25 protein-coding genes, 3 pseudogenes and 1 CRISPR repeat array are annotated in these 25,288 nt (G+C 68.3%); of the genes and pseudogenes, 15 read left to right on the top strand and 13 right to left on the bottom strand.

Going from position 1 to position 25,288, the window contains the following annotated elements; genetic code table 11:
- Positions 1-101: 101 nt before the first annotated feature.
- From TNCT6_RS38670 to TNCT6_RS38690, 5 genes are all read left to right on the top strand, one after another.
- Entirely contained in the window at positions 102-1,451 is a 1,350-nt protein-coding gene (locus tag TNCT6_RS38670; RefSeq protein WP_141367957.1) for a hypothetical protein, read from the top strand.
- A 797-nt stretch (positions 1,452-2,248) separates the two neighbouring features.
- Positions 2,249-2,587: a hypothetical protein gene (locus TNCT6_RS38675; protein WP_216372884.1), complete on the top strand. Its 339-nt coding sequence runs from the start codon at positions 2,249-2,251 to the stop codon at positions 2,585-2,587.
- 15 nt (positions 2,588-2,602) lie between these two features.
- Positions 2,603-2,812: a hypothetical protein gene (locus tag TNCT6_RS38680; RefSeq protein WP_373996273.1), complete on the top strand. Its 210-nt coding sequence runs from the start codon at positions 2,603-2,605 to the stop codon at positions 2,810-2,812.
- 357 nt (positions 2,813-3,169) lie between these two features.
- On the top strand, positions 3,170-3,352 hold the full coding sequence (locus tag TNCT6_RS41540) for a hypothetical protein (protein WP_253266543.1): 183 nt from the start codon (positions 3,170-3,172) through the stop codon (positions 3,350-3,352).
- Positions 3,353-3,755: 403 nt separating this feature from the next.
- On the top strand, positions 3,756-4,487 hold the full coding sequence (locus tag TNCT6_RS38690; protein ID WP_141367806.1) for a hypothetical protein: 732 nt from the start codon (positions 3,756-3,758) through the stop codon (positions 4,485-4,487).
- A gap of 229 nt (positions 4,488-4,716) precedes the next feature.
- Here TNCT6_RS38690 and TNCT6_RS40570 read toward each other — a convergent pair.
- Positions 4,717-4,797: pseudogene (locus tag TNCT6_RS40570) on the bottom strand (alpha/beta hydrolase); the annotation flags it as partial.
- Between the two features lie 815 nt (positions 4,798-5,612).
- On the opposite strand from TNCT6_RS40570, the gene TNCT6_RS41545 reads away from it, so the two are divergent.
- From TNCT6_RS41545 to TNCT6_RS40575, 3 genes are all read left to right on the top strand, one after another.
- On the top strand, positions 5,613-6,335 hold the full coding sequence (locus tag TNCT6_RS41545) for an ISL3 family transposase (protein WP_253266544.1): 723 nt from the start codon (positions 5,613-5,615) through the stop codon (positions 6,333-6,335).
- 231 nt (positions 6,336-6,566) lie between these two features.
- Entirely contained in the window at positions 6,567-7,298 is a 732-nt protein-coding gene (locus TNCT6_RS41550) for a transposase (protein ID WP_253266545.1), read from the top strand.
- Between the two features lie 293 nt (positions 7,299-7,591).
- A complete protein-coding gene (locus tag TNCT6_RS40575; RefSeq protein WP_141367807.1) occupies positions 7,592-9,685 on the top strand; it encodes a serine/threonine-protein kinase in 2,094 nt (697 codons plus the stop codon).
- Positions 9,686-10,235: 550 nt separating this feature from the next.
- Here TNCT6_RS40575 and TNCT6_RS41980 read toward each other — a convergent pair.
- Together TNCT6_RS41980 and TNCT6_RS38715 are read right to left on the bottom strand one after the other, a co-directional pair.
- Positions 10,236-10,619 (bottom strand): annotated as a pseudogene (locus TNCT6_RS41980) (transposase); the annotation flags it as partial.
- Between the two features lie 421 nt (positions 10,620-11,040).
- Positions 11,041-12,309, bottom strand: a complete 1,269-nt coding sequence (locus TNCT6_RS38715; protein WP_141366885.1) for an IS256 family transposase — start codon at positions 12,307-12,309, stop codon at positions 11,041-11,043.
- 226 nt (positions 12,310-12,535) lie between these two features.
- Here TNCT6_RS38715 and TNCT6_RS38720 point away from each other — a divergent pair.
- Positions 12,536-12,955: pseudogene (locus TNCT6_RS38720) on the top strand (IS5 family transposase); the annotation flags it as partial.
- 244 nt (positions 12,956-13,199) lie between these two features.
- On the opposite strand, the gene TNCT6_RS38725 reads toward TNCT6_RS38720, so the two are convergent.
- The gene (locus TNCT6_RS38725) at positions 13,200-13,619 is read right to left on the bottom strand and encodes an IS5 family transposase (RefSeq protein ID WP_172633320.1); all 420 of its coding nucleotides are present in this window, start codon (positions 13,617-13,619) and stop codon (positions 13,200-13,202) included.
- 10 nt (positions 13,620-13,629) lie between these two features.
- Entirely contained in the window at positions 13,630-14,274 is a 645-nt protein-coding gene (locus TNCT6_RS38730; RefSeq protein WP_141367809.1) for a CBS domain-containing protein, read from the bottom strand.
- A gap of 496 nt (positions 14,275-14,770) precedes the next feature.
- Here TNCT6_RS38730 and TNCT6_RS40380 point away from each other — a divergent pair, with 496 nt between their 5' ends.
- On the top strand, positions 14,771-14,941 hold the full coding sequence (locus TNCT6_RS40380; RefSeq protein ID WP_172633321.1) for a hypothetical protein: 171 nt from the start codon (positions 14,771-14,773) through the stop codon (positions 14,939-14,941).
- Positions 14,942-15,242: 301 nt separating this feature from the next.
- Here the strand turns inward: TNCT6_RS40380 and TNCT6_RS41840 are convergent, their stop codons facing one another.
- On the bottom strand, positions 15,243-15,683 hold the full coding sequence (locus TNCT6_RS41840) for a Tn3 family transposase (protein ID WP_308789497.1): 441 nt from the start codon (positions 15,681-15,683) through the stop codon (positions 15,243-15,245).
- Here TNCT6_RS41840 and TNCT6_RS38740 point away from each other — a divergent pair.
- On the top strand, positions 15,568-16,107 hold the full coding sequence (locus TNCT6_RS38740) for a winged helix-turn-helix domain-containing protein (protein WP_141360300.1): 540 nt from the start codon (positions 15,568-15,570) through the stop codon (positions 16,105-16,107). The two genes, TNCT6_RS41840 and TNCT6_RS38740, sit on opposite strands and share 116 nt — an antisense overlap.
- Positions 16,104-16,652 (top strand): transposase, encoded by a 549-nt coding sequence (locus TNCT6_RS38745; protein WP_253266415.1) that lies wholly within the window; start codon positions 16,104-16,106, stop codon positions 16,650-16,652. Before TNCT6_RS38740 ends, TNCT6_RS38745 begins: the two co-directional genes overlap by 4 nt.
- 44 nt (positions 16,653-16,696) lie before the next feature.
- Here TNCT6_RS38745 and TNCT6_RS38750 read toward each other — a convergent pair whose 3' ends face one another.
- The 3 genes from TNCT6_RS38750 to TNCT6_RS38760 form a co-directional block, all read right to left on the bottom strand.
- Positions 16,697-17,092, bottom strand: coding sequence for a hypothetical protein (locus tag TNCT6_RS38750; RefSeq protein WP_141367811.1), 396 nt, complete (start codon positions 17,090-17,092; stop codon positions 16,697-16,699).
- Between the two features lie 159 nt (positions 17,093-17,251).
- Positions 17,252-17,623, bottom strand: coding sequence for a hypothetical protein (locus TNCT6_RS38755; protein WP_141367812.1), 372 nt, complete (start codon positions 17,621-17,623; stop codon positions 17,252-17,254).
- Between the two features lie 177 nt (positions 17,624-17,800).
- Positions 17,801-18,214: an Hsp20/alpha crystallin family protein gene (locus TNCT6_RS38760; protein ID WP_253266547.1), complete on the bottom strand. Its 414-nt coding sequence runs from the start codon at positions 18,212-18,214 to the stop codon at positions 17,801-17,803.
- Between the two features lie 464 nt (positions 18,215-18,678).
- Here TNCT6_RS38760 and TNCT6_RS38765 point away from each other — a divergent pair, with 464 nt between their 5' ends.
- Positions 18,679-18,987: a hypothetical protein gene (locus TNCT6_RS38765; RefSeq protein WP_141367813.1), complete on the top strand. Its 309-nt coding sequence runs from the start codon at positions 18,679-18,681 to the stop codon at positions 18,985-18,987.
- 267 nt (positions 18,988-19,254) lie between these two features.
- On the opposite strand, the gene TNCT6_RS38770 is transcribed toward TNCT6_RS38765, so the two are convergent.
- Positions 19,255-19,458, bottom strand: a complete 204-nt coding sequence (locus TNCT6_RS38770; RefSeq protein ID WP_141367814.1) for a cold-shock protein — start codon at positions 19,456-19,458, stop codon at positions 19,255-19,257.
- Between the two features lie 514 nt (positions 19,459-19,972).
- Positions 19,973-20,650, bottom strand: a complete 678-nt coding sequence (locus tag TNCT6_RS38775; RefSeq protein WP_141367815.1) for a pyridoxamine 5'-phosphate oxidase family protein — start codon at positions 20,648-20,650, stop codon at positions 19,973-19,975.
- Between the two features lie 147 nt (positions 20,651-20,797).
- Between TNCT6_RS38775 and TNCT6_RS38780 the strand changes: the two genes are divergently transcribed.
- Complete coding sequence (locus TNCT6_RS38780; RefSeq protein ID WP_141367816.1) at positions 20,798-21,016, top strand: hypothetical protein; 219 nt, start codon at positions 20,798-20,800, stop codon at positions 21,014-21,016.
- Positions 21,017-21,333: 317 nt separating this feature from the next.
- Here TNCT6_RS38780 and TNCT6_RS38785 read toward each other — a convergent pair whose 3' ends face one another.
- Positions 21,334-22,230: a GNAT family N-acetyltransferase gene (locus TNCT6_RS38785; protein ID WP_141367817.1), complete on the bottom strand. Its 897-nt coding sequence runs from the start codon at positions 22,228-22,230 to the stop codon at positions 21,334-21,336.
- Between the two features lie 36 nt (positions 22,231-22,266).
- Positions 22,267-23,091 carry a lipase gene (locus tag TNCT6_RS38790; RefSeq protein WP_253266548.1) on the bottom strand — a complete coding sequence of 275 codons (825 nt, stop codon included), beginning with the start codon at positions 23,089-23,091 and terminating at the stop codon, positions 22,267-22,269.
- Between the two features lie 523 nt (positions 23,092-23,614).
- Here TNCT6_RS38790 and TNCT6_RS38795 point away from each other — a divergent pair.
- Positions 23,615-24,861 (top strand): IS3 family transposase gene (locus tag TNCT6_RS38795; RefSeq protein ID WP_141367788.1). Its coding sequence is split into 2 segments (ribosomal slippage): positions 23,615-23,957 and positions 23,957-24,861, totalling 1,248 coding nucleotides; the frame shifts between segments, so codons are not numbered across the junction.
- A gap of 134 nt (positions 24,862-24,995) precedes the next feature.
- Positions 24,996-25,205: a CRISPR direct-repeat array (repeat unit 27 nt; unit sequence GCTCACCTCCGCTCGCGCGGAGAGGAC).
- Positions 25,206-25,288 lie beyond the last annotated feature (83 nt).

The following is a 25,288-nucleotide window of genomic DNA, read 5'->3' on the forward strand; positions in this document are numbered from 1 at the left end:
CTCGTAAGAGGTAATCGCGCGATCACTGTCTGCGGGTACCGTTGATGGCAGGTGGGACCGTGAACACCGTGAACGCCATGGAGCTGTCGGGAGTTGAGGACATGGCCACGAGGAAACGCACGCCCAACCCGGACCTGGACAGGCTGCTTGAGCAGGCACGATGGACGCGCACGCAGTTGGCGCAGCAAGTCAACCGGCTCGGCCCTCAGGCTGGATTGCAACTCACGTACGACCGGACGGCGGTCGCGCACTGGATCGCCGGTACGCCGCCGAAACCCGAGGTCAGGCCACTGATTCTTGAGGCTCTGTCCGCTCGGTTAGGGCGGCCGATCACCCATGCGGAAGCCGGGCTTCAGCCCGCCATGTCCGTCGACGCTTCCCAACCAGTCGACACTGTGGAGGAGTTGATCGACCTAGGAAGGGCGGATATGGATCCATCCCGTCGCGGTGTCCTGGCCGCGACTCTGTTCTCAGCCGCGCTCGCCGTGCCCGCGTTCCAGCAGAGCGCGCGGGCCTCTGACGATCCGGTCACGCCGGGCAAGGCCACCACGCGGATCGGCGCGTCCCAAGTCGCGTCGGTGCGGTCCATGACAAAGCGGATCGCGGAGATCCTCGATGAGTTCGGCGCCGGCCACGCGCGCCCGATGGCGGCCGCGTTCCTCGTCAACACCGTCGGTCCGTGGCTGAGGGCGCAGGCATCCGCGCCGGTGAAGCGGGACATGCTCGCCGTGGCGTCGGACCTGACCTATCTGACGGGCTGGATGGCCATGTACGAGAAGGCCCATGGTCTGGGGCAGACGTACTACGTCAAGGCGCTCAAGCTGGCCGACGAGGCAGGCGACCACGTCACCTACTGCCGCACCCTGCGCGGGATGTCGCTCCAGGCGTCGAATCTCGGACACGGGCGGACGGCGCTGCAACTGGCGGACTCGGCTGCGGAGGCGGCGCCGTCGGCCGGCCCTCGCCTGGTGGCATTCCTGCGCGGGCAGCAGGCGCATGCGTCGTCGATGGTCGGGAACCGGCACCAGGCCCACACCCGGCTACGCGAGGCCGAGACCGCCCTGTCGCAGGCCGACAACCGGCGCGATGCGATCGGCGGTTACGACCAGACCGCCTACCTGTTCCACGTCTCCCATGTCCTGATGGAAGAGAGCGACTTGGCGGGCAGTATCAACGCGCTGAAGCAGTCCATCCGCTTCCAGCCGACTCAGGAGCGGCAGGGCCGCGTCCATGCCTACGCGGTGCTGGCGCAGCGGCAACTGCGATACGGGCATCTGGATGCCTCGTGCGAGTCGTGGAACCGGTTCCTCGACGAGTACGAACACGTCTCCTCCGTCCGCGGCGATGACCACTTCGCCACCATGCGCGCGGACCTTGCGCCGTACACCAAGGCTCGCCCGGTGCGGGAACTGGCTAGCCGAGCGCGAGAGGTCGCAGCGGCCAAGGCCTGAAAACAGAGGTACCTCCGGGGGAGCTGTCGGCAAACCCCGGAGGCGCACCACCAAAGATACGGCCACCTCCGCCCGAACGAGCCGAAGAAGCCAAACACTCGGCGTCACCACCCTCCTCCGACGGCCGTCGGGTTGCCACCTTGTCGACCTCTCGGCAAGGTGGCAACCCGCCCAGAGACAGTACGAGGTCACCGGCCGTGCCCTTGCCGATAACCACGTCCGACCGGTTACCGCAACGCACTGCTGAGGGGGAAGCAGCAGGGCGCGATCGAGCGCGGCGGCTTCATCGCCCTGGCGAAACCATGGAACCGGGCAATTGACACAGATTGCCCATGCGCACTACACACATTCGGCACCAGTGCCACAACTGTGATCTTGCCTAACAGGCAAAAACAGGTCACACGCTCGAGTCGGCGCTCCCCCCAACTCGGGCTTCGTTAGGGCTCGGGCATCCCCCACGCCCGCGTCCAGGAGAGCGGCGTGGCCGCTTCTGCCGCTACACACGTCGAAACACACCTGGCGACGAAAAAGGTTTCACAACGCCCCGCGTTCGGCCCCGCGCGCTGGCGGCCGACCCCGTCGGCCCGCAGCCTGCAGCGCACCCCTCCGCCACGCAGGGAGAGCGTGAGATATGACCACAAACACGGTGCAACGGTGCGCGGTCACCGCGTCCGCCAGCTGCCGGGTTCCCCGCGCGATACCCGGTCTGACATCCCGGGCATCGCGGAAGAGGACGGCCGCTACCATGACTCACCGCTGCGGCTGATGTATGCCGTTGATCAGCAGGGGGAGCTGTGGTGTCCAGCCGTGTTCAGCCGATGCAGCAGGGCGATCCGCTGCACATAGGCCCCTACCGCGTGGTGGGGCAGCTCGGGGTCGGCGGCATGGGCACGGTGTACGCCGCACTCGATGCTGCCGGAGAGCGGATGGCCGTCAAGGTCGTGCATCCGGCGCAGGCCGCAGACGAGGAATTCCGCGCCCGCTTCCGGCGGGAGGTACAGCTCTCCCGGCGGGTGGCGGGCCCGTGCCTGGTCCCGGTCCGCGATGCCGACATCGACGCTCCCACCCATGGCTGGCCACCCCCTTCGTCCCCGGCCCCACCCTGGACCGGCATGTGGCCACCAGCGGTCCCCTGACGGGGGCTCGCCTGGATCGACGCAGTCGACGCCAGCCAGCTACCCGGCCTCACAGGCTTCGCACTCCACCTACTCCGAGACCTCGACGCCGTGACCGCCGGGCTCACTCTCGACTGGAGCTCCGGCAGTATCGAGGGCGCCGTCAACCGTATCAAGAAGATCAAGCGGCAGCTCTACGGCCGAGCCGGATTCCTACTACTCCGAAAGATGATCCTGCTCCAGTGACACTTCGAGAGGTCCCCCAAGATCTGCACAGAACCGAGAAGTAGGAACATTTGCCGCGGCAAGCGTGTGGCGGGTCGCCCAGCCGGCCGTGGCAGGATGGCCTCATGTTGATCCGAAAGGGCGATGCCACGTAGGCGTCCCAAGGCCGTCCGCGCAGAGCGGTGGCGGCCACGATGGCAGTATCCGGTCCTGAGGGTCCGTGGTGTCTCCGCGCGAACTCGTGCAGCGATCCGCCGGGTCGAAGACCAGGAGATGTGGCCTAACGCGGTCGCGCATGCGCTCTCTCGCTTCGAGTGGGCTTTCAAGCAGCCTGGACGATATCTGAACGCCTCCCAGGCCTGTTCGCCTGGCATAGAGGTGGAAGATGCCCGCGATGACCTGGAGCGGGCGATGCTGCACCTTCCTCCCGGAGCCAAACGGGACTTGGGCCGACTGATCACGCGCATCGATGAGGAATTCGAGCGCCGTATTTTGCCCGAACCCAACAACATCGAGTTGGCGATGTTCGGCTGGTGGTGGACCAGAATGCGGGAACGCTGACGAGCCCCGGCTCGCGCCCCCTGCAATCGAACGACACCGTCACCCTCCGCGACCGCTCCCCAAGATCTGTGCCAGAACCGAGAACCGACAGCACCTATACACGAGATTGGGCAGCACTCGAAGCTCTGCAGAAATCGAACAGTTCAGGCTTCGGGCAGCGCGGGCCCCTGCCGAGTTGGACGCTGTTGGCAAATCCGCCCCGCTGGATCTCATCCAGCAGGGCGGAGTGCTGCGAAGGGTGAGATGCGGGTGCGGGCGAGGGGTCTGCCGAGAGCCAGGCATCGAGGCCGGCGAGGTTGATGGCGGCGCCGGTGGAGTGGTGTTGCAGCCTGGTTTTGGCGGGCCGCGGTATCGGGATCTGCGCAGGCCGAATAACCTCCGAACTAACCGTGAGGAGATGGTCATGCGAATCAAAGGGGCACAGACGGGCGAAATCGCGCCTCGTGGCAGGGTCTTGCAACGCCGCTGGGTCGGGCGGCTCGCGGTCGCGCTGGCGGTCGTCGGCGGCACGATGACCATGGCCGGACCAGCTGACTCTGCCGTGGCCCAATTCGGCCCCCACACTTGCAAACAGGGCTTCGTGTGGCGGGAGGCGTTTCCCGCCGACCTGGTGTGCGTAACCCCCGGTGTACGTACAGACACGCGCAGGGAGAACGAGTTGGGGCCGTCGCGCAGGCAGCCCGGCGGTGGCCCCTTTGGGCCCGATACGTGCAAGCAGGGCTTCGTCTGGCGTGAGGCCCGTCCCTCCGACCACGTCTGCGTACCGCCGTCCAGCCGCGACCGGGCCCGCGGCGACAACGCGAGCGCGGTCATGCGTCTGGCCGATCCATCGGCGATTCCCCGTGGCGGCGTCCAGATCATCACAGCCCGGCATCAACTGGGCGGAGACCTCTTCGCCAGTGGACGTGGCCTGACCCCCAACGGACGAGTCCAGTTTTGGAGCGCGGCTCCCGGCCTGCCGGCCGTTCAACTTGGCAGCCTGACGGCGAACTCCGGTGGTGGCCTGTCACGGCAATGGTTCTACAGGACGAACTGTCGAGTGCATGACCCGCGCGAGGAAACCGTCATCGTCCTGGATGTGGCCAGCGGCACCGTCACAACCGGCGGCACCACGCGCGTGCACTCGCGTTGCTGAGGTGGGCTGTCCGGTTGGTGATCACGAAAGTAGAAGCGGACCCGGGCCGGTGGGCATACTCCCTGATCTCCCTCCGGGGTGGACGCTGCGACAGCCTCTGCGGCTCCAACCGATACTTTCCGATCCTCCTGCCGCACAGGGCCGCCGCTCCGCTCGCCAGCCCGCCCCGCCTGAACTGGCCGAGGCGCGACGCGGTCGGCAGCGGGGCCGGTACGGATCCAGGCGTTCACAGGACACCGGGGATCTCGCCGAGGGTGAATTCGCGTTCGAGGACGCCGCCGTCGAGGCGCTGTTCGGAAGTGAATCGCATGGTCGTGCCTTCGGGAGTGCTCTGGAACGGCACTCCCGGACGACCTATGGCCTGACCATGACCCCGGAGGGGAACACCCATGTTGATACTGCGTTCACGGGTACCGCCCCCTCGTTCTCTCGCACAGCCTCCGGAAACATGGATGTGGTCGCCGTGGTCCGCCAAACGGGTTCTCGCCCAGGCTCCGTGGCCGGATGTCACGGAGTCAGAACACTACGCGGAGCTACTTGGGGCCTCATCGCGGCTTCCCGAGGTGAAGCCCTGCGACGGCGGGGCGCGCTGGGGGCACTGTCGTTTCTCATGAACATCGAACACGACGCGCCGCCGACGCCTCCCAATCTCGTGTACAGGTGCTGTCGGTTCTCTCGTGACCAAAGCCAACGGGTCCTCTCCGCGCGAGCGGAGGTGAGTTGAGCCGACGGACCCGGACTGCCGGCTGTTTCTGTCCACGTCCTGTCCGCGCGAGCGGAGGCGAGCCGTCAGAGATGCCGCCGAAGGCGAACCGCTGTATGTCTTCTCCGCGCGAGCCGAGGTGAGCCGGCTCCAACCGTGTCCAACCTGAAGGTCTACGAGTCCTCTCCGCGCGAGCGGAGGTGAGCCGCGGCATCCGACGCGTTGCCCTGTCCGCGGCAAGAGCAGCATCTTGGAGATCATCTGGTGGTGCCTGCGCGGCACTCGGCCGTCTCTCCCAGCAGCGCGTCGCTCTCGTGGTTGCGGCAGGCGGAATCACCGATGTCGGCAGCGGCTGAATTTGGTTCAGGCACGGATTTCGTGAAGTGGATCGTGCTGCTGTGCGCCGGTGACGCTCCGTCGCCTTGCCGGTCATCCTGCGGTCGTGTGAGGACTTGCTGGAGTTGGTGTTCCCGCACCTGGTGACGGTGCTGGTGGAGCACGTGATGGTGGAGAGCGGCGTGCTGCGGATCACGGCGAGCACGAAGGACAGGACGGTGGCCGTCTGTCCGGGGTGCGGTTCGGCGTCGACGCGGGTTCATAGCCGCTACGGGCGCACGATTGCCGATGCGCCGGTAGGCGCTCGGCCTGTGGTCATCGAGTTGTCGGTGCGTCGGCTGTTCTGCGACAACGGCGACTGTGCGCGGATGACTTTCGCCGAGCAGGTCGACGGGCTCACCAGCCGCTACGGTCGGCGAACGCCCGTTCTGCAGCGGATCGTCGGTGCTCTCGGTGTAGTCCTGGCCGCTCGCGCTGTGGCCCGGCTGGGGTTATTGCTGGGCATCGTGGTCAGCCGGATGACTGTGCTGCGCGTGGTGATGGCGCTGCCGGAGCCGACCTGGGAGGTGCCGCGGGTGCTGGGGGTGGACGAGTTCGCTACCAGGAAGGGCCGCCGGTACGGCACCATCCTGATCGACTGCGAGACCCGCCAGCCCCTAGACCTGCTGCCCGACCGCGAGGCCGAGACCCTGGCTGCCTGGCTGCGCGAGCATCCTGGCGTCGAGATCGTCTGCCGCGACCGCGCGGCGTTCTTCGCCGACGGCGCCCGCACCGGTGCCCCGCAGGCCCAGCACTGCGCGGATAAATAGCATGTCTGGTACAACCTCGGCGAAGCCGTCGAACGCCTCGTTTCCCGCCACCGCGCTCTCCTCCGCGACCTCGTCGAGCCTGCCCCATCGCCCGAACCCGGGCCCGACCAGGAGCCTGCGCCGACCCCAGCCGACCAGGGATTACCCGAGCCCTACCCGCAGGGGAAGTTCCTCGACCGGCTCCGCGACACCCACGCCGCCGTCCGCGCCCAGGCCGAGCAGGGCCTGAGCATGCGTGAGATCGCCCGCCGGCTCGGGCTAGGCCGCAACACCGTCCGTAAGTACGCCCGCGCCGCCACCCCGGAGGCGATGCTGCACGGCCAGTGGCAAGACCGCACCAGCAAACTCGACCCCTACCGGCCCTACCTGGAGCAACGCATCGCAGAAGGGTGCACGAACCTGTCCCGGCTCCACCGCGAGATCCAGGAGCGCGGGGCCCGCTGCAGCTACAGCACCCTGCGCGACTATGTCCGCCCGCTGTGTCCCGGACACCGGCCCACCTCAGGCCGGCCGCCGATGGCCCGGCCGCCCTCGCCCCGCGAAGCCACCCGCTGGATCATGAGTCACCCCGACCACCTCCGCACGGACGACCAACTGCAGCTCAAGACGCTGCTGGCCCGTTCACCCGAACTCACAGCCGCCACCAGCCACGTCCGGACGTTCGCGACCATCATGAACAACCGCGAAGGCGACCGGCTGCGCGGGTGGATCGCCGACGTCTGCGCCGACGAGCGGTGCGGCCTGGCCTCCTTCGCCACCGGACTGATCAACGACCTCGACGCAGTCGTTTTCGGCATGAGCACCGACTGGTCCTCCGGCCCGGTCGAGGGCCGCATCAACGACCTCAAAGCCCTCAAACGCGGCATGTTCGGCCGCGCCCGCCTCCCGCTCCTACGTAAGCGGCTCCTGCTAGCCGCAGCAAGCCGCCGATCACAGACCGTAACGGCCCCTCAGTGGAGCTGATCCACTTCACGAAATCCGTGCCTGAACCCGTTTCACCCGTTGCCGAGACGGTCAGCTCATCGAACGCCTGCACCCTCTCACGGCATGCGCAACCTCGACCGATCCACGGCAATGACCGTTTCCCGGCGCTCGCGCTTTCCCGCTCCTGATCCCGACATCACCGCGCGGAACACGCGGAACATACGCGGGCTGCACCCGTTTCGGGTGACTTGCCGTTCTTCGGGCGATATGCGATACGTGGAGAGAGCCCTTCGCCGAGGAACCCCTGCTGGCCGTCCTGGAAGAGGAGTGCCATGTCAGGAGCGCAAGAGGCCGCCGGGCGCGTGATCATCGGACGTTACCGGCTTCTGCGTCGGCTCGGTACCGGCGGCATGGGACGCGTGTGGCTGGCGTACGACCAGGAACTGGCGTGCGAGGTCGCGCTCAAGGAGATCATTCTGCCGCCGGACGTCCCCGAAAGCGAGCTGCGCTCCCGCATCGCGAGGGCCCGCGGCGAGGCCCGGCACGCCGCCCGGCTGCGCAACCATCCGCATGTCGTCACCGTGCACGACATCGTGGAAGAGGGCGGCCTGCCGTGGATCGTCATGGAGTTCGTGCCCGATGCCATGGATCTGGAGGCGGTGGTGCGCGAGCGGGGGCCACTGCCGCCCGGCAACGTCGCCCGGATCGGACTGGCGGTCCTCGACGCCCTGCTGGAGGGACACCGGCTCGGCGTCCTGCACCGGGACGTCAAACCGGCCAACATCCTGCTCACCCGCCCGGGACCCCAGCCCACCTGCCCGACAGAGGGCGGCGGCCAGGTAATGCTCACCGACTACGGCATCGCACTGGAGCCGAGCTCCGGGGAGGACCGCCTGACCGCCACCCTGGAAATCCTCGGAACGCCGCGCTTCATGGCCCCGGAACGGGCCAACAGCCAGCCGCCCACCCCCGCCGCCGACCTGTTCTCACTCGGGGCCACCCTGTACTACGCCCTCGAGGGGGCCGGCCCCTTCGACCGCGACACCGCCCTCGCCACGCTGAGCGCCCTGCTGTTCGAGCCCCCCAGCCCGCCGCGCCGGGCGACGGAGCTGACCCCGGTCCTCGCCGGGCTGCTTGCCAAGGACCCCGCGGACAGGATGGACGGCAAGGAAGCCGCCCGGCTGCTCGCCTCCATCGCCGACCAGCCCCACCCGCCCCCTTCGCAGCAACCGGCTCCCCCACCAAAGATGCCGCCGCCCGAGCAGCCCCGCGCCTCGAAACCGCCGCACCCCCGCGAATCCGCCCCGCCGACCGAGATCCTGCCACCGGCCGAGCCGGACGAACCGGCCGGCCCACCCCTGCAACCGCCGCCGCACAAAGGAGACGAGACCCGGGGCCGGCCCCGCCCGCCGCGGCCCGGAAACCGGCGGGCCAGGCTCATCGCGAAAGTGGCACTGGTGGCGCTTGCCGCAGCGGGCGCCGGCATCTACCTGGCACAGTCCCGCTCCCCGGGTCCCGAACCCACCGCACCGTCCGTGTCCTCGATCCAGGTCGGCAACTCCCCGGGCGGGGTAGCGGTCTCCCCCGACGGACGCCGCGCCTACGCAACCAACTACTTCGGCCCGGCCTCGGTATCGGTGATCGACACCGCCACCAACCGCACCATGGGCCACCCCATTCCCGTCGGCGACAAGCCACAGGGGGTGGCCATCTCCCCCGACGGACGCCGCGCCTACACCGCCAACTCCGGCTCCGCCTCGGTATCGGTGATCGACACCGCCACCAACCGCACCATGGGCCACCCCATCCATGTCGGCGACACCCCGCAAGGCGTGGCCATCTCCCCCGACGGACGCCGCGCCTACACCGCCAACGCCCGCTCGAACACGGTGTCCGTGATCGACACCGCCACCAACCACACCGTGGGCAACCCCATCCCCGTCGGCCACACCCCCGTCGGGGTGGCCGTCTCCCCCGACGGACGCCGCGCCTACACCGCCAACGCCGGCTCGGACACAGTGTCCGTGATCGACACCACCACCAACCACACCGTGGGCAACCCCATCCCCGTCGGCCACACCCCGCAAGGGGTGACAGTGACCCCCGACGGACGCCGCGCCTACACCGCCAACGCCCGCTCGAACACAGTGTCCGTGATCGACACCACCACCAACCACACCGTGGGCCACCCCATCGACGTCGGCAAAGCCCCCGTCGGGGTGGCACTCTCCCCCGACGGACACCGCGCCTACACCGCCAACGCCGGCTCGGACACAGTGTCCGTGATCGACACCACCACCAACCACACCGTGGGCCACCCCATCCACGTCGCCGGGTACCCGGTATGGATAGCACTCTCCCCCGACGGACACCGCGCCTACGCAGCCAACTCCGGCTCAGCCTCCATATCCGTGATCAAACTCTAGCCCCCCACTCCGCCCGCGAACGGCAAAACCGAACCAGCTCCGCCCGGGAGCGGCAAAACCGAACCGGACACAACGAACCGGACGCCTACTTTCCCCTTGCGGCGGCAAACCCGAGCCGACCGCGGCGAGCCGGAGGCCTTCGGCCGCCGGGCAGACACGACCGCAGCCCGACACCGACACCGCCGGCCACCAACCCCACCCCACCACACACCCCACCAAGCCATTGACCACGGAAAACAAAGTGATTGACAGCAGTCCAGCCACACCACCAAGCTGAAATACCAAACCGGCAAACAAGGAGCAATCCACCCCAAACCAGAGGGAGAGCATCATGGCGACAAACACCCGCAAACACATCCGACACCTCGCCGGCGCGCTCTGCATCGCCGCACTCCTCACCGCAACAGCAGGCGCAACAAACGCCGAAGCAACACCCCAGACAACAAAAACCACAACGCAAACAACGAACACGGACTGCACAGGCCCCGCAAACCCACCCGGCTGCGTATAAAAGGGCATCTGGTTCATACAGTTCGTGAGTAGTTGCGGTTTATACATCCTGCCAGGTTGGGGTGGTTTCGCCGGTTGCGCGTTCGGCGAGGATGGAGATCACTGCGAGGCGGATCATGCTCTCGGGTTCGGGGCTGGTTTCGCAGTCGCGGGCCAGTCAGCGGCACATCATGATCCATCCGAGGCTTCGTTCCACGACCCATCACCTGGGCAGAACGGAGAAGCCCTTGACCTGGGCATCGCGGGGGACGACGTCGACATCGATGCCGAGCCTCGCGCCGTGTTCGACGGCCTGGTTCTTGTAGCCGGTGTCGACCCACACCTTGCCTATCGCGGGATGGGTGGCTGCGGTGCGGGTCAGGAGCTGTCTGCCGGCTTCGTTGTCGCAGACGCTCGCAGCGGTGACCATGACCAGCAGTAACAGCTCGAACCGGACAGCAGCTGTTAAGACAGAACGCGACAACACGCCACACCGGCAACCGACTCTCCCACTGCATATTCGATGCAAGGTGCGTTAATCGGTCGATCCCGGGCGACTCACAAAACAGCTAAACCTGCACATCAGCAGCACAAACGTCCTTTTAAAGCCGGCATGTACGGCATCGAGGTCTCACGGGACCTGATCAGAAAGGCTGCCGACTGGTCGCCGACGAGCTCGCCATCCGGCAGAACCGCCCGCTGGACGCCGTCTGGCCGATCATCTGCATCGGGGCTCAACCCGCTGCCGTGCCGGCGGCCAGCGCGTTGCGGAGCCAGGAGTCGGCCGCGCCGAGGGGCCGGGGTCTATCAGGAATTAGGTGTGATTCGTCTGTTTGGCCTACGAGTTGTTCGGTGGGCTGTTCGGCCTACACTCTTCCGGCGGTGAGCCGGCCGTCGAAGAGGACGTCGAACTCGTTGAGAGCGGACTTCCAGCGGTTGTTCCAGCGCTGGCGGCCGCGGCCGGTGGGGTCGAGGGCGATGGTGGCAAGGTAGAGGCGTTTGAGGGCGGCCTGCTCGTTGGGGAAGTGCCCGCAGGCCTGGGCCGCCCGCCGGTAGCGGGCATTGAGGGACTCGATCGCGTTGGTGGTGTAGACGACCTGCCGGATCGCGTCGGGCAGGCCGAGGAAGGGCACGAACTCGCTCCAGGCCCGTTCCCAGGTTCCCGCGATCGACGGGTAGCGCTTGCCCCAGGTGGCGTCGAAGTCGGCCAGCCGTGCACGGGCCTCTTCCTCGTTGACGGCGGTGTAGACGGGCTTGAGGTCGCGGGCGACGTCGGCCCAGTCGCGGCGGGAGGCATAGCGCAGGCTGGCGCGGATGAGGTGGACCACGCAGGTCTGCACGACGGTCTGGGGCCAGACGGTGTTCACCGCGTCGGGCAGGGCGCTCAGTCCGTCGCAGACCAGCATGAGCACGTCCCGGACGCCTCTGTTCTTGATTTCGGTCAGGACGGTCTGCCAGTACTTGGCGCCTTCCCCTCCGTTCCCGGCCCATAGGCCGAGGATCTCGCGGTAGCCGTCGGTGGTGACCGCGATGGCCACGTAGATGGGCCGGTTGGCGACGTGACCGTCCCTGATCTTGACGTGCACGGCGTCGATGAAGACGACCGGGTAGACCGGATCGAGGGGGCGGGTGCGCCATTCCGCCATCGATTCCAGGGCCTTGTCGGTGATCGTGGAGATGGTCTCCTTCGTGGTCGTCATTCCGTACGTCTGGGCGAGGTGGGAGACAATCTCGCCCGAGGTCAGGCCTTTCGCGGTCAGCGAGATCACCAGGTCGTCCAGCGCGCCGGTGCGGCGGGCGTACACGGGCAGCATCCGGGGCCGGAAGGTACCCAGCCGGTCCCTGGGGACCTGCACCGTCACGGCGCCGACCTCCGTCATCACCTTCTTGGCCCGGTAGCCGTTGCGCATGTTGCCGCCCGAGCGAGATCCGCGCCCGCCGACCCGGCCGGCCTCGGCGGCCAGGTGCTCGTCCATCTCGGCCTCCAGGGCGGCCTGCATCAGATGCTGGGCCAGTTCGGGCAGCAGCCCGCCCTCGCCCATCAGTCTCAGCCCCTCCCCGCGGACCTTCTCGGCCGCGAGCGCGGCCAGCTCCTCCAGCAGTTCGCTGGACAGACCGTTCGGCGACACCGGCATCGACTTCACGTCGGCACCCTGGACACTGCCGTCGGCCACGGCAAGCGACACGCTGCCCAGGGTCTCGATCCGGTGATCCGTCGTCGTACTCATCAGGTGACTCCTTCGGGGAAGATCACACCTGATTCATGACACTCCCTCGTACGGTGATGATCGCCGTGTGGGGCGTGGGGATCTTTCTGATGCGCAGTGGTCGGTGCTGGAGTCGTTGCTGCCTGCGGCAGGTGTGAGTCGTAGGTGGCCGGGGCGGCGACGGCTGATCAATGGGGTGCGCTGGCGGGTGCGGACCGGTGTTCCATGGCGTGACCTGCCGCGTGAGTACGGGCCCTGGCAGACCGTGTACGGGCTGTACCGGCGATGGCAGCGGCAGGGGGTGTGGGCCCGGCTGCTGACGCTGTTACAGGCGCGGGCCGATGAGGCCGGGCTGATCACGTGGGAGGTCAACGTCGACTCCACCATCTGCCGGGTTCACCAGCATGCGGCCGGTGCCCGCCGGGACGGTGCGGGGCAGAAGGAAGCGCCTGGTGGTGTCGCCATCGAGCCCGATGACCACGGGCTGGGCCGGTCAAGGGGTGGGTTCACCACGAAGATTCACCTGGCCTGCGAGCAGGGTCAGAGGCCGTTGTCGCTGGTCGTCACCGCCGGGCACCGGCACGACAGCCCGCAGTTCCAGCCGGTTCTGGAGGCCATTCGGGTGCCGCGGATCGGCTCTGGACGGCCGCGATCCCGCCCGGACCACGTCCGGCCTGGTACGCGGACGACCACGCCGTCGGGGAACGCGCAGGCGAGCCATGACGTCCGCAAAGGAGGCGCGTCGCCGGCCAGTCCCCCGGTGAGAACGAACGCCAGAGGCCGGCAGCGGGCATCAGCAGCGAGGTGGATCTTCGTGGTCAGTCCGCCACGGGATCGGCCGATGGCGTGGTCGGCAGGTTCGCCGGCCGGTGCCCCTTTTTACGGGCCCCGGCAGCGTGCTGGTGAGCGCGCACGATTGTGGAGTCCACCGACACAGCCCACGCCAGGTCCTCATCGGCGTCGGCCTGGGCCATCAGCGCGGTGAACACCCGCTCCCAAGTGCCGTCGACGGCCCACATCCGCAACCGGTTGTAGACGCCGCGCCAGTTTCCGTACCTGTCCGGCAGGTGCACCCACTGCGTTCCGGTCTGGAACTTGAAGGCGATCGCGTCGATCACCTGGCGGTGATCCCGCCAGCGGCCGCCCCGCTGCGGCGTCCGGTCCGGGAGCAACGGGTCGATCCGCGCCCACTGCGCATCTGTTAACGGCACATCCGGACCAACGACCGACTGATCCAAACGAAACTGCCTAGTCCGCCCGGGCGGCCGCAAGGTGGGCGTCCACGGCTGCGACACCGTCGACGCCCTGGCACAGGCCCACGACCACCGGGACAAGACGCGGTTCCGGGACGTGACCCCGCAGGGTAACGGCACCGTCCCGAACCTCGACCGCGACAGTGCCCTCTTCCAGGCCGAGGATGCGCCCCAGGACGTCCCGCTCGACCTCGCCGCGGATTTCAACGTCGGAGCGGATGAAGGCGTTCAGCAGGTCGCTACGGCTGACGATTCCAGTCAGGAGCCCATGGTCGTCGACGACCGGCAGTTGCTTGACGTGCCGCCTGCGGAGTTCCCGCGCGGCCCGGGGGATCGTCCAGTCGGCACGGGCGGTGAAGACAGGGCCGCTCATGAGCGCGCCCGCGGTCCGGGCCCGGGCCTTGCCCCACGCGCGCTCGTCGTTCCCGTACTGCCCCTGCGGATCGGGCATGCCGGTCTCATGCCGCAGCACGTCGGACGCGGACACGACACCGATGGGGACGCCCTCATCATCGATGACCGGGGCCGCGGCGATGTCATTCGCGTCCAGCAGGGAAGCGATCTCGTGGAACGGTGTGTCGGGGCGGAGGGTGATGACTTCTTCGGTCATCACGTCACCGACCGTGCGGCGGTGCAGCATGGCATCGGCCTCCTCCGCTTCGCGACGGCGCGGCGCCCCGGCCTTCGCGGCCGCTCGCCCACGCCCCGTCTCCCTACCCATGACAACACCGCGACGCTCCGGCGACCAGTGACGTTCGACCTGGCGGTGAGGACCAGCGGTCCCACCTCCGCCGCAAGGGAGCGAAGAACGGCCTGGGCAAGGACCCTGAGCGGGCGGCGGAACGTGGCGCACAGCTGACGGCGACGACCCAGCTCAGCGCGCCAGAGCTGGACCGGCAGCCCGACCCCGGGCACGCGCAACCGTGCTACGCCTCGGAGCGCCGCGAGCCGAATCGGGGTGGAGTCCGGTGCGGAGTTGGCGTCACCTTTGGTGATCAGGTCGTTGTTGGGACGTACCTGGTAGACCCGATGGGTAAGCAGACGGCCGGGTCGGGCGGGGTCCTGGACCAGCACGATTTGGCCCACCGCCGGTGTGGTCGCGCGATGGTGGCTGGTAGAGAACGACGTCGCCCGGCATGAGGACGGGACGCATGGAGCCGGACTGCACCACGCCCGCTGTCCAGCCCAGCGCCACCACGGGCAATTGCGCCCACAACAGCAGCCCAACCATCGAGCCGACCACGGTACGTGAGATGACCGAGGTGACCACGCGCATCGGGTGCTGGGCACCCCTGGCCGTGGGTTGACGGAGCGCGCTGGCGGCTAGGTCACTTGGGAGAGTCACTCGTGTTCCCGCGCTTCCCAGGTGAAGGTCACCGGGCCCATTCTTCGGCGAATGTCCTGAGTTGCCTCCGCTGCCGTTCTTCCTCGGCGATGCGGTCGGCGAGTACGGCGTCGTCGATGTACGGGGCGACGGCTGCAAGCAGGTGGCCCGACCCGCCCCCACCCTCTCCACCGGCACACGGCCCACGAGCGCTACCCCATTCGATGGAAGTCCGCTGGCCGTCGGCGGCGCTGACGACGACGCTCGACCTGACGGGCCCGCGCTCACATCCCGGCGGCCTTGAGGCTGGCGGCGGCCAGGTAGCGGAGGGCGGTGTAGCGCAGCTCCTCCTCGCTGTGCCCGTGCTCGCCGGCCGCGAAACTGATCCCCGAGTTAGTGCCGTACGCGTACGCGATCAGGAGCAGGCGTTCGAGGAGTTTCGCCTCGCCGATGGCCTCACGAGCGCCGACCGGGGCGAGGGCCTTGAGCATCCCGCTACGCAGGGCGGCCTCTTTGAGGATGTCGATCAGGGCGACGACAGTTACTGACTTTGGAAGCGTGATGTCGTTGGGGGCTGACGGGGTGTGATCGTCGCGGTATGCCGTTTGTATGAGGTATCCGCAGGGTGGTGGGCTGACGCCTGAACGGCAGGCGTTTCGTGAGCGGATCCGGATGGAGGCCGCCGAACGGTTCGGCGCCGGGGCCTCCAACGCGGAGGTCGCCAAGGACTTACGGGTGAGCGTGCGTTCGGTTCAGCGGTGGCGCCGGGCCTGGCAGAACACCGGCACGGACGGTCTTCGGTCGGTGGGACCAGTGTCGCTGCCCAGGCTGAGCGAGAAGCTGTTCGCCGTACTGGAGCAGGAGTTGGCCAAGGGCCCGGTCGCGCAAGGCTGGCCGGACCAGACCTGGACGCTGGCCCGGATCAAGACCTTGATCGGGCGGCGGTTGCACAAGTCGTTCACACTCTCGGGCATCTCGCAGATGCTGCGTCGCCACGGCTGGAGCCACCAGGTCCCGGCCCGACGAGCACTCGAGCGGGACGACGTGGCCGTAGCCGGGTGGGTGAAGGAGACCTTCCCGCACGTGGAAGCACCGCGGCGGCGCTCGACGCCTACCTCGTCTTCGAGGACGAGGCCGGCTTCTCGATGACGCCGCCGACCGCCCGCACCTGGTCCCGTCGTGGCGTCACCCCGGTCGTCACGGTGAGGGGACGCTCCCAGCGGCGGATCTCGATCGCGGCCCTGGCCTGCTACAAACCCGGCGAGCGCTCACGGCTCATCTACCGGCCCATGGTCCACCCGGACCACAAGGCGGGCGGGCGACGCAGCTTCGCGTGGACCGACTACCGCAACCTGCTCATCAGGGCCCACCAGCAGCTCGGCAAGCCGATCGTCCTGGTCTGGGACAATCTCAACGTCCACCGCGACCGCCGCTTACGCGCGTTCATCGACGCCCAGGACTGGGTCACCGTCCACTTCCTGCCTCCGTACGCGCCGCACCTCAATCCGGTCGAGGGCATCTGGTCCCTGCTCCGCAGGCGCTGCCAGGCCAATACCGCCTTCACCGACCCCGCCCATCTCATGCGCGCCCTCCGGCGGGGACTGCGCCAGGCCCAGTACCAGCCCGACCTCATCGACGGATGCCTTGCCGGCACCGGACTCACCCTGACGACACCACACCTACAACGTCAGTAGGCGGCGGCCCCGTCCTGCCAGGCGGGGCCGCGGCGGGAGTGGGATCAGGATGAACCAGCCGGGGGCTCCTCCGATTCCTCGGCGGCGGCTTCACCCCCCTCAGGTCCAGGCGTCTCCTCTGCCGCTTCAGCCGAAGGCTGCACTGCTTCCTCAGCGGCGGTACCGGTCTCCTCGGGTGCGGGAGGCTCCTGCTCGATGCCGCTCATGTGTTCACCTTCTTTCGCCGGTGGTGCTGTGGGAAGGATGTGGGCTGTCACCCGGGCGGTAGCCAGGACATTCAGATAATGCCTGCGGCAATTGCCCCATGAAGAAAATTTACTGCTCTTGGATCGTCTGACCAGAAAGTTCCCCTGCCGATCTTCGGTGCGGGGCTGCATCCAAGCCGTGTGCAGCCGCACCCTGCCGAGCCCGATGAACAGCTCCAAGGTCGCCGACGCCATCGGTGTCCTGGGGGACCGTACGATCACGCAGCGGCTTGGCACGATCGAGCGTGTGTCCTGTTCGCCCCGGGCATGGGCCCAGGGCATGCCCCCGACGAGCTGGCCTGAGCAGGACGCCGGTCTTCGTAGTCTTCAGCCTTACGCCAGGGTGTCGGTTTCCTAGGTGACCGCGGTGTGCACGTCGTGGATGAGGTGCTGTTGTGCCTTGGTGAGACCGCGCAGGATCGGTTGCCCGCTGTCGGGGGAGGCCTGTGTGCCGCAGATGGTCAGGTTGCCGAAGATGTACTGGTCCGGGCCGCCCAGGGCGGCCACGAGTGCGGTGGCGATGTGGTTGGGCGGGTACGTGCTGGCCATGCAGGAGACGTCGCCGACGTGACCGTGCAGGCCGTTGCCGTCCCATGAGGCGCGCTGAATGGTGAAGGAGGCCGACCTCCCGTGATGGGGGTCGGTGTCCCGGTGCATCTGCTCCGGCACGCCGTCGCGGAACTCCAGCCGGCCGTCGGAACGGATCAGTGCGTAGATACCGGACATGGTGTGGCCCTCTGCGTCCGGTCCCGCGTCCAGGCGTGGGCGGTCTGTGCGGTTTTGGGCCAATGAGGTCCGGTCGGCCCTATCGCGGGCAGGTACCGCGGAGGTTGCCTGGGTTCGGGACGGTCCTCCCGGGCGGTGGGGACAGGTACCCCTCCCCACCACCCTTTCTTACCGCCTTTAGGCTTGGGTGATCTCGATGTGGCGCGGCTTGGCCGCCTGGGCCTTGGGCACAGTGACGGTCAGCACCCCGTCGGCCAGCGTCGCCGTGATCTCTTCGGCTTCGACGTCGGCCGGGAGCAGCGCCCGGTACTCGAAGCGGCCGGTGCGCCGGGTGCTGCGACGCAGGACGCCTTCGCGCTCGCACTGCTTACACTCCCCAGTGATGCACAGGTCCCCGTCGCCGATCTCGACGTCGATGTCCTCGCGCTCGATCCCGGGCAGTTCCGCCTCGACCACGTAGGCCTCGTCCGTTTCGTGCAGGTCGGCCAGAGGCGACCAGGCCCCGACGCCGGGTGCCGTACTGGCGGCCCGCAGGAACCGGTTCATCCGCTCGAAGAGGTCGTCGAAGTCGGCAGTGATCGACTCGCTCACCCCAGCTCAGGGCCGGGAACCGGCGCTCCAGGAGCCGACCGGGCCGGTGGTGCACGGGCAGATTCATCGCGGTTCACCTCCGCGAAACGACGGCATTCGGGTTCATTTCCATGCTGAGCACCCCCGTATCGCCCCGCGAATCGGGCAGCCTGCGGTCATGCCCCACACCCCCGATCGCAGACTTCGCGCCTCAGCACCTGGTCTACCTGGTCACCGGTGAGCACGCGAGCGAGCTGCCCAGCGACGGGCCTTCGGCCTGACACGGTCAGTACGTGATCTTGGCCGTTGCGTCCTGGCGGCCCGGTCGTTGAAGGAAGACGAGGCCCAGCCTCCCTCCGGCAGCCGCACCTGCGCACGGGTGCGGCCGCCACCCCTTTGGAGTCAGTCCTGCCATCCTTCGAATGGACCACAGCCGTAATGCCTGATCAACGGGGCAGTCGTTGTGTCCCGGCAGGAGGCCAGGCATGAGTCACTGGGTGTATGCGTTCTCGGGTTGCCCCGACACGAAGGACTTCCAGCAGATCGCAGATGATCAGGAGCCGGGCGCTGTGGTGCTGCGTGAACGCGCGGGCGGCCTCGGCACCGTGGACGGGTTCGTGCGGGAGAGCGTCGACGACTTGATGATGGTGGCCCGCTTCCGATGGGTGGCCAGCGGAGACCCGTCCACGGTGGCGCCGGCGGTGCTGCAGGCATCCGGACTTCCGCCCCTCACGCGGCGGGGTGCACGGTCAGTGAGAGCAGGCAGCGAGCCGGACGCCAGCGATTTTGCTTGAGGGACTTCCCGAGCCCGCATTCGAGGCTGCCGAGTGCCGCTGGGCGGCGAGAGCGGGAGGCGCCGTTTCGGCAACGAGGGCGGCAGCCATGCGGTCTGCGGCATGCCGTCCTTGGCGTAATGCGCGACTTGTATCGACGACGGCCCAATTCGCCGTCGTCGACAGCTTGGGCTGTTTGACCGCGGCAACCGGAGCCGATGAGTAATAAGACGCAACCGGGCACCAAGGCCCGGCACCCACGATGCCGGGCCTGTTCGGGTGCTGGGGTCACACGACGCGAATGTTCTCCGCTTGGGGGCCTTTCTGGCCCTGGGTGACGTCGAACTCCACGTGCTGGCCCTCCCGCAGTTCGCGGTAGCCCTGACCGGAGATGTTGGAGTAGTGGGCGAAGACGTCCGGGCCGCCGCCCTCCTGCTCGATGAAGCCGAAGCCCTTCTCCGCCTTGAACCACTTCACAGTGCCCTTGGCCATGCCTGTCTCCTTCGAGGGGGTTCGGGCCCGCACGGTGCAGGTCCGGAGGTGATCGCCCTGGTCCGGAGAGGGCTGCACAGCAAAGCACCCGCGGGCAAGGTGACCCACGGGCGAACGACTTCGGAACCACGACTGCTCTGCGGATTACGCTAATCCCTCTACTGGAGCACCGCCAGGCCGAAACGCCGCCAGCCCCTCGTGCGCCGGTGCAGGCACTGCCGCGAGCCGCTGAAGGCGGCCAATGGCGGCACCCCTATGCGGAAGCCGTCGAGTCCGGCTTCCTCCTCATCGAGGGCCGCACAGGTCTCCCGTCGCTGCAGACGCCGGTTCGCCCGGCTTACGGAAGGCTGGGCCGGCCCCAGGGGCACGCGGACCACTCGTTGTGGTGCGGCGACTCCCGTCATCGGCGCGGGGCCTGGCGGCGGCCCATTCGGCGGCGAAGCTCGGGAGTTGCCGGGCCGACGGTGACGGGAGGTTCATGCGGCGGACCTGTTCGGGCGCTTGCCGGGGAAGCTCACCACGTGTCGATGCGGCGCCCCGTGACTGCGGTGGGTTCGATCCGCATCCACAGGTCGTGTTCCCCTCCGGTCCACGGCTCGCTGTAGGCGAGCTCGGCGAAGCGGCGTACGGCGTCGGGGTCGGTCACGGCTTCGGCGCGCCCGCATACCAGGACACTCCAGCCCTGACTCAACGCGTCGTCCACGCGGTCGACCTCGAAGGCCACCTCGCGATCGCGTCCCTGGGTGGGCACCGAGTCCGCCCGGGTCCGGAACACGACGGCGTCGTCGACGACGGAGTAGTTGACGGGAACGACGACCGGTGCGGCTTCGGTGGGTATCGCCAGGCGACCCACGCCGTGCGTCGAGAGCAGTCTGCGGCACTCCTCCTCGTTCAGTTCGGTGAGGCGAGGACTGCAAGCGGCGCGTCCGATACCGGGCGGCAGGTCGACGTTTCCGCCGCCGAGCTCCGTCGGAGTGGTCCGCAGGGCTCCGGCCAGCCGGAGCAGGGTGCCCGCCTCCGGTGCCGCCGTGCTGTACTGCTCCAGGTGCGCGACATAGCTCGGGGCCATGCCGGCACGGAACGCGACTTCCTCCCGGGTGAGTCCCAGTTCCCTACGCCGCCGCTCGATGCGCCGTCCGAGGTCGCCCTGCAGAGGTTGGTCCGTGACATACGGCGGTGTCTGTTCAGCCATGGTCCCTCACTCCTCGTCGGGGCTTCCCCACAGCGGCCGGTTCCTGCCGCCGGTTCACCATGGCAAGGTCTCCGGTATTGCCCCGTAGATCCAGCATGCACGACCTCGTGGCGGTCCGCTTGGGCCGGACGACCCCCTCCCCCGGGCGTGCGGGAGCGCCCTAAGGAGGCCCTGCGCGGCTGGGTCCGCCAGGCCGAGGCCGACCGCGGCAAGCGTGACGACCGGCTCACGACCGCCGAGCGCGAGGAACTCATGCAACTCCGCAAGGAGAACACCGAGTTGAAGCGGGCGAATGAGATCCTCAAAGCCGCCAGAGGGTTATTTGCCCAGAAGATCGACCGTCCCCGGACGCGGCCGAGCAGGTGATCGACCACCTGGGCTCACCGGACGGCGGCACTGGCAACGGCGGCCACCATGGCGACCAGCACCGTCGCACAGGCCAGGGCAACGATGAACGGCTGGGTGAGCTGCGGGTGACGGTAAATGGCGTAGCCGAGCGCGCCGATGAACAGCAGGCCGACCAGGACCAGCAGCAGGACGACCCAAACTCCGCGCTGCCTGCACCGCCTCGGGCGCCTCGGTGGCCCGCATCGCCCAGTCTGCGGCTGACCGGCCTCGGTCGGCGGGCCAGCCGGTGCCGCACCCCATTCCTGGCTGTCAGGGCTCCCGTCACACCCTCGGGCTCACGCGCCGGGCCGCGCGGCTTGGGGGCGTGGGTGCTGGTAGGTCCACAGCTGGTCGACGAGGGTGAAGCCGAAGGAACGGAAGAGCCGGGTGGCGGCCCGGCTCTCGGAGGCGGACTGCTGGGCGTCGTCAAGGACGAGAGCGACCTCGGTGGCACCCTGCTCGGCCAGCAGGGCCAGGGCCTGGCTGAGCAGCTTGTGGCCCAGGCCGCGGTGGCGGCGGGTGGGCAGGGTCTCGATCCAGTAGACGGTCGCGGTGCGGTCGGGTTCCACGCTGACCACGGCTTCGGCGACCGGTTCGGCGGCCTCACGAATGATCAGGCGGTGGCCCGGAGGGTAGTCGCAGGGGAAGACATCGGCGACCAGCTTGGCGGGCGGGGGCTCGGCAGGGAGCACGCAGTGCAGGTAGCAGCCCTGGCAGCGGCCGGTGAAGCCCGTCTGCACCAGGGCGTCGTGGGTGGCGCCGCGTCGGGTGCAGGGCAGGCCGCCCGGACCCAGGGGACCCGGCGGAGCACTCACGAATGCATCGATCCACGTGCAGTCGGTAAGTGCGGCAAGAGCGTGGCCGATCAGGGCGCGCAGGGCGGGCGGTTCCTCGTGGGCGTGGACCCAGCAGATCAGACCGGTTCGCACATCGGTCCAGGACAAGTACGCGATGATCCCGTAGGGGCGGTCCTCGGCATCGGCCAGAACGCTGATCCGCGGCCGAGTCGGTACCGTCCAGCCAGCCAGGGGGAAGGGGACAGGACCGCGCCGCGCTGCGGCCAGCTTCTCCGGGGTGCAGTGCGGCTGCCCCGGCAGCCGGTCGGCATCGATCAGTTGTCGCACACCCGGTTCGTCCTGGGAGCAATACGGGCGTACCGTCGGCGCGCCCTTGAGGTTACGCGAAAGAGCCATGCTGTCCGTCCGCACACGTGCTGACGTTCCTATCGGCTACCTCTCAGGGTCCTCCGTTTGCCTCCCGCTGTCACGAAGAACCTCGGCTGTGCCGTAAGGCTGTCCATTCACACTGAAGGTGTGGCCGTGTGGGGGGCCTGCGGCGGACGTGGCCTGCTGGGCCGCAGTGAGCAGCGAGCGCACCTGGTCGATGACCGGCTGGTGGACGGGGAGGGTCAGGTGCCCGACGCCGGGCACGAGCACATTGCATGCCTCGAGGTCTGGGTGGTCGATGCGGCCCCTGGTGGCCGGGATGATCACCTCGTCCAGGTCACTGTAGAAGGCCACGAACCGGGTACGGCACCCCACGGCCGGCTCGGCCAGTTCGGCCAGCAGGTCGCTTCTCGGCCGCAGCTGGCGCAGAAGCGGATGCGGCGGTGCCAGCAGGGCCGCGGCGCTCCCGCCGTGCGGCGTCGCCAGCGTGATCACCAGCGGCACCTGCAAGTCCCCGCCGAGCCGCTGCACGTAGTAGCGGGCAATCAGCCCTCCAAGGCTGTACCCAATCACGACCACAGCCCGCCCGGCGCTGCGAGCACTGGCCAGCTCCACCTGCTCGCCCAGAACCCGGGCCACCGCGCGGACGTCCGGGCCGAGCGCGTGATAGCTCACCGTGATGAAGGGCCCAGCGCCGAAGCCGCCCAGCCCCCGCCGCAGCGCCGCGCAGACCGACTCCCTGTCCGCCAGCCCATGCACCAACAGCACGGGGAAATCCCCATCTGCCGACGGTTCGCCCCGGACCGCCCCCCGCCACGGCAGAGCACGACCGAGATACCCGGTCAGCAGGCCGACGCCCCCCGCAGCCACATCGAGGGGAAGGCGCACCAGCCGCACGGTAACCCTGCTTGCCTCGACACCCACACCGCGTACCGGTGACAGCCCCGGCACCGACAGATGCGGTCCAAAAGGAATGCCCGTAGCCGTTCACCTTCTCTCCACACACCCCCATATAGAGAACGTTGCGCGCTCCCGTTTGGATTCCCCTGCCACGGTGGCCGTTCCCTGTGTCACGCTGGATGCTCCCTGCTGGCTCTGTACGTGACTCCGGGAGCTGTTTCGGAAGAAGGCCGCCCAGACGCCCGCAGGCTGCGCCTCCTCGGGCATCCCGGGCTGCCGAAAGCACCCAATCAGGCCGCGAGGACACGTGCCACACCGCCCATCGAGGACCAGGCCAATGTCCACGTGATCGAGGCCGAGTGACATCAAAAGTCACTGACATCGATCACGACCGCAAGCAAGGAATGACTCCCCAAGTCGGCTCGAAACGACTCCCTCGGGGCCTCCCCCTGGGTGGTGGACACGCTGATACTGGATCTGCTTGATCCGGAGGAAGCGAGAAAGACCGCCGATGGCGATGAAGGACTACTCGGACGAGTTCAGGGCCGATGCCGTGGCCCTGTACGAGTCCACGCCCGGGGCGACCTACAAGAGCATCGCCGCCGACCTGGGCATCAACAGGAACACCCTGCGAGCCTGGGTGCTGCGGGACCGTGAACGCCGCGGTGTCGGTCCGGCCACCCCGCCGGCGGGCGGCAAAGCTCCGGCCCGGGATGGCCAGGCGGCGCCGGCCAGTGATCCGGACGAGCGGATCCGGCAGTTGGAAGCCCGGATCGCCGAGCTCGAGGCCAGCGAACGCAAGCTGGCGACCGAGCGGGACATCCTGCGCAAGGCCGCAAAGTATTTCGCCGGAGAGACGAACTGGTGAGCCGCTTCAAGTTCGTCGAGGACCACCGGGACGCCTTCGGGGTGAAGCGGCTGTGCCAGGTCATGGACGTGAACCGGTCCAGCTACTACAAGTGGCGGGCCGGGACGGACGCCCGCATGGCCCGGCAGCAGGACGACCAGGTCCTGGCCGAGCAGATCCGTGCCGTTCACCGCTCCTCCGGCGATGCCTATGGCTCGCCCCGGATCACCGCCGAACTCCACGACGCCGGGATACGGGTCAACGAGAAGCGGGTGGCACGGGTGATGCGGGCTTTCGGCATCACAGGGATCCGCCTGCGCAGAAGGGTCCGCACCACGGTGTCCGACCCTGCGGCCTCGGTGGTCGCGGACCTGTTCCGCAGGGACTTCACCGCTCCGCGGCCGGGGTTGAAATACATGGGCGACATCACCTACTTGCCCCTGGAGAACGGGGAGTTCCTCTACCTGGCAACCGTGCTGGACTGCTTCAGCCGCAAGGTCGTCGGCTGGTCCATCGCCGACCACATGCGCACGGACCTGGTCGCCGACGCCCTGCGGATGGCCGCCCGCACCCGCGGCGGCCTGGAGAGGGCCGTGTTCCACTCAGATCACGGGTCGCAATACGTCTCCCGAGCCTTCGCCGACCTCTGCGACCAGCTCGGGGTCACCCGGTCGATGGGCGCCATCGGCAGCAGCGCGGACAACGCGGCCTGCGAAAGCTTCCACGCCTCCCTGAAACGAGAGACCCTCCAGGGCGCCCGCGACTACGGCGACCGGGCCACCTGCAGGAGAACCGTCTTCGCCTGGCTGACCCGATACAACACACGCCGCCGGCACTCCGCCAACGGCCACCTCAGCCCCAACGAATACGAGCACCGACACCACACGGCTAAGCTCACGCTCGCCGCATGACATACGAATGCGTGTCCACCTTCACGGGGGAAGGCCCAAGAGACTCCGGCAGATCGTGCGGCACTCCAGCCGGTAGCCACATACACGTCTGGCAGGGGCCAGACGGCCACCGATTATCACAGCGGACCGGTGGTCCCGCTTGCAAGCACGGCGGAGAGGACGAAGCCCAGGTCGACGCGCTCCTGCGCCAGTCCGGCTCACCTCCGCTCGCGCGGAGAGGACGACGTCATGATTGGCCAGGGCAACTACTACACCAGCTCACCTCCGCTCGCGCGGAGAGGACTTCGAGGACGACGCCGTACTCAAGGGCGTGCTCGGCTCACCTCCGCTCGCGCGGAGAGGACAACAACAGGTCGCCGTCGTGGTGAGCACAGGCGGCGGCATCGATGTTCGGCAGGGTGCGCGTCATCGTGCTGGTCGGCGCGGA

Origin of the sequence: Streptomyces sp. 6-11-2, from assembly GCF_006540305.1 — a bacterium.
In the GTDB taxonomy this organism is placed as follows: Bacteria; Actinomycetota; Actinomycetes; order Streptomycetales; family Streptomycetaceae; genus Streptomyces.

What these genes read in the sequence shown, in the direction of transcription:
- TNCT6_RS38740 (WP_141360300.1), top strand. Translation starts at nt 15,568, where the DNA reads ATGAGGTATCCGCAGGGTGGTGGGCTGACGCCTGAACGGCAGGCGTTT.
- TNCT6_RS38745 (WP_253266415.1), top strand. Translation starts at nt 16,104, where the DNA reads ATGACGCCGCCGACCGCCCGCACCTGGTCCCGTCGTGGCGTCACCCCG.
- TNCT6_RS38770 (WP_141367814.1), bottom strand. Translation starts at nt 19,458, where the DNA reads ATGGCCAAGGGCACTGTGAAGTGGTTCAAGGCGGAGAAGGGCTTCGGC.
- TNCT6_RS40575 (WP_141367807.1), top strand. Translation starts at nt 7,592, where the DNA reads ATGTCAGGAGCGCAAGAGGCCGCCGGGCGCGTGATCATCGGACGTTAC.
- TNCT6_RS38670 (WP_141367957.1), top strand. Translation starts at nt 102, where the DNA reads ATGGCCACGAGGAAACGCACGCCCAACCCGGACCTGGACAGGCTGCTT.
- TNCT6_RS38755 (WP_141367812.1), bottom strand. Translation starts at nt 17,623, where the DNA reads ATGTCCGGTATCTACGCACTGATCCGTTCCGACGGCCGGCTGGAGTTC.
- TNCT6_RS38775 (WP_141367815.1), bottom strand. Translation starts at nt 20,650, where the DNA reads ATGGCTGAACAGACACCGCCGTATGTCACGGACCAACCTCTGCAGGGC.
- TNCT6_RS38785 (WP_141367817.1), bottom strand. Translation starts at nt 22,230, where the DNA reads ATGGCTCTTTCGCGTAACCTCAAGGGCGCGCCGACGGTACGCCCGTAT.
- TNCT6_RS41550 (WP_253266545.1), top strand. Translation starts at nt 6,567, where the DNA reads ATGCGTGAGATCGCCCGCCGGCTCGGGCTAGGCCGCAACACCGTCCGT.
- TNCT6_RS38690 (WP_141367806.1), top strand. Translation starts at nt 3,756, where the DNA reads ATGCGAATCAAAGGGGCACAGACGGGCGAAATCGCGCCTCGTGGCAGG.
- TNCT6_RS38730 (WP_141367809.1), bottom strand. Translation starts at nt 14,274, where the DNA reads ATGCTGCACCGCCGCACGGTCGGTGACGTGATGACCGAAGAAGTCATC.
- TNCT6_RS38715 (WP_141366885.1), bottom strand. Translation starts at nt 12,309, where the DNA reads ATGCCGGTGTCGCCGAACGGTCTGTCCAGCGAACTGCTGGAGGAGCTG.
- TNCT6_RS38750 (WP_141367811.1), bottom strand. Translation starts at nt 17,092, where the DNA reads ATGGCGTCGGCGACCTTGGAGCTGTTCATCGGGCTCGGCAGGGTGCGG.
- TNCT6_RS38765 (WP_141367813.1), top strand. Translation starts at nt 18,679, where the DNA reads ATGAGTCACTGGGTGTATGCGTTCTCGGGTTGCCCCGACACGAAGGAC.
- TNCT6_RS40380 (WP_172633321.1), top strand. Translation starts at nt 14,771, where the DNA reads ATGAGGACGGGACGCATGGAGCCGGACTGCACCACGCCCGCTGTCCAG.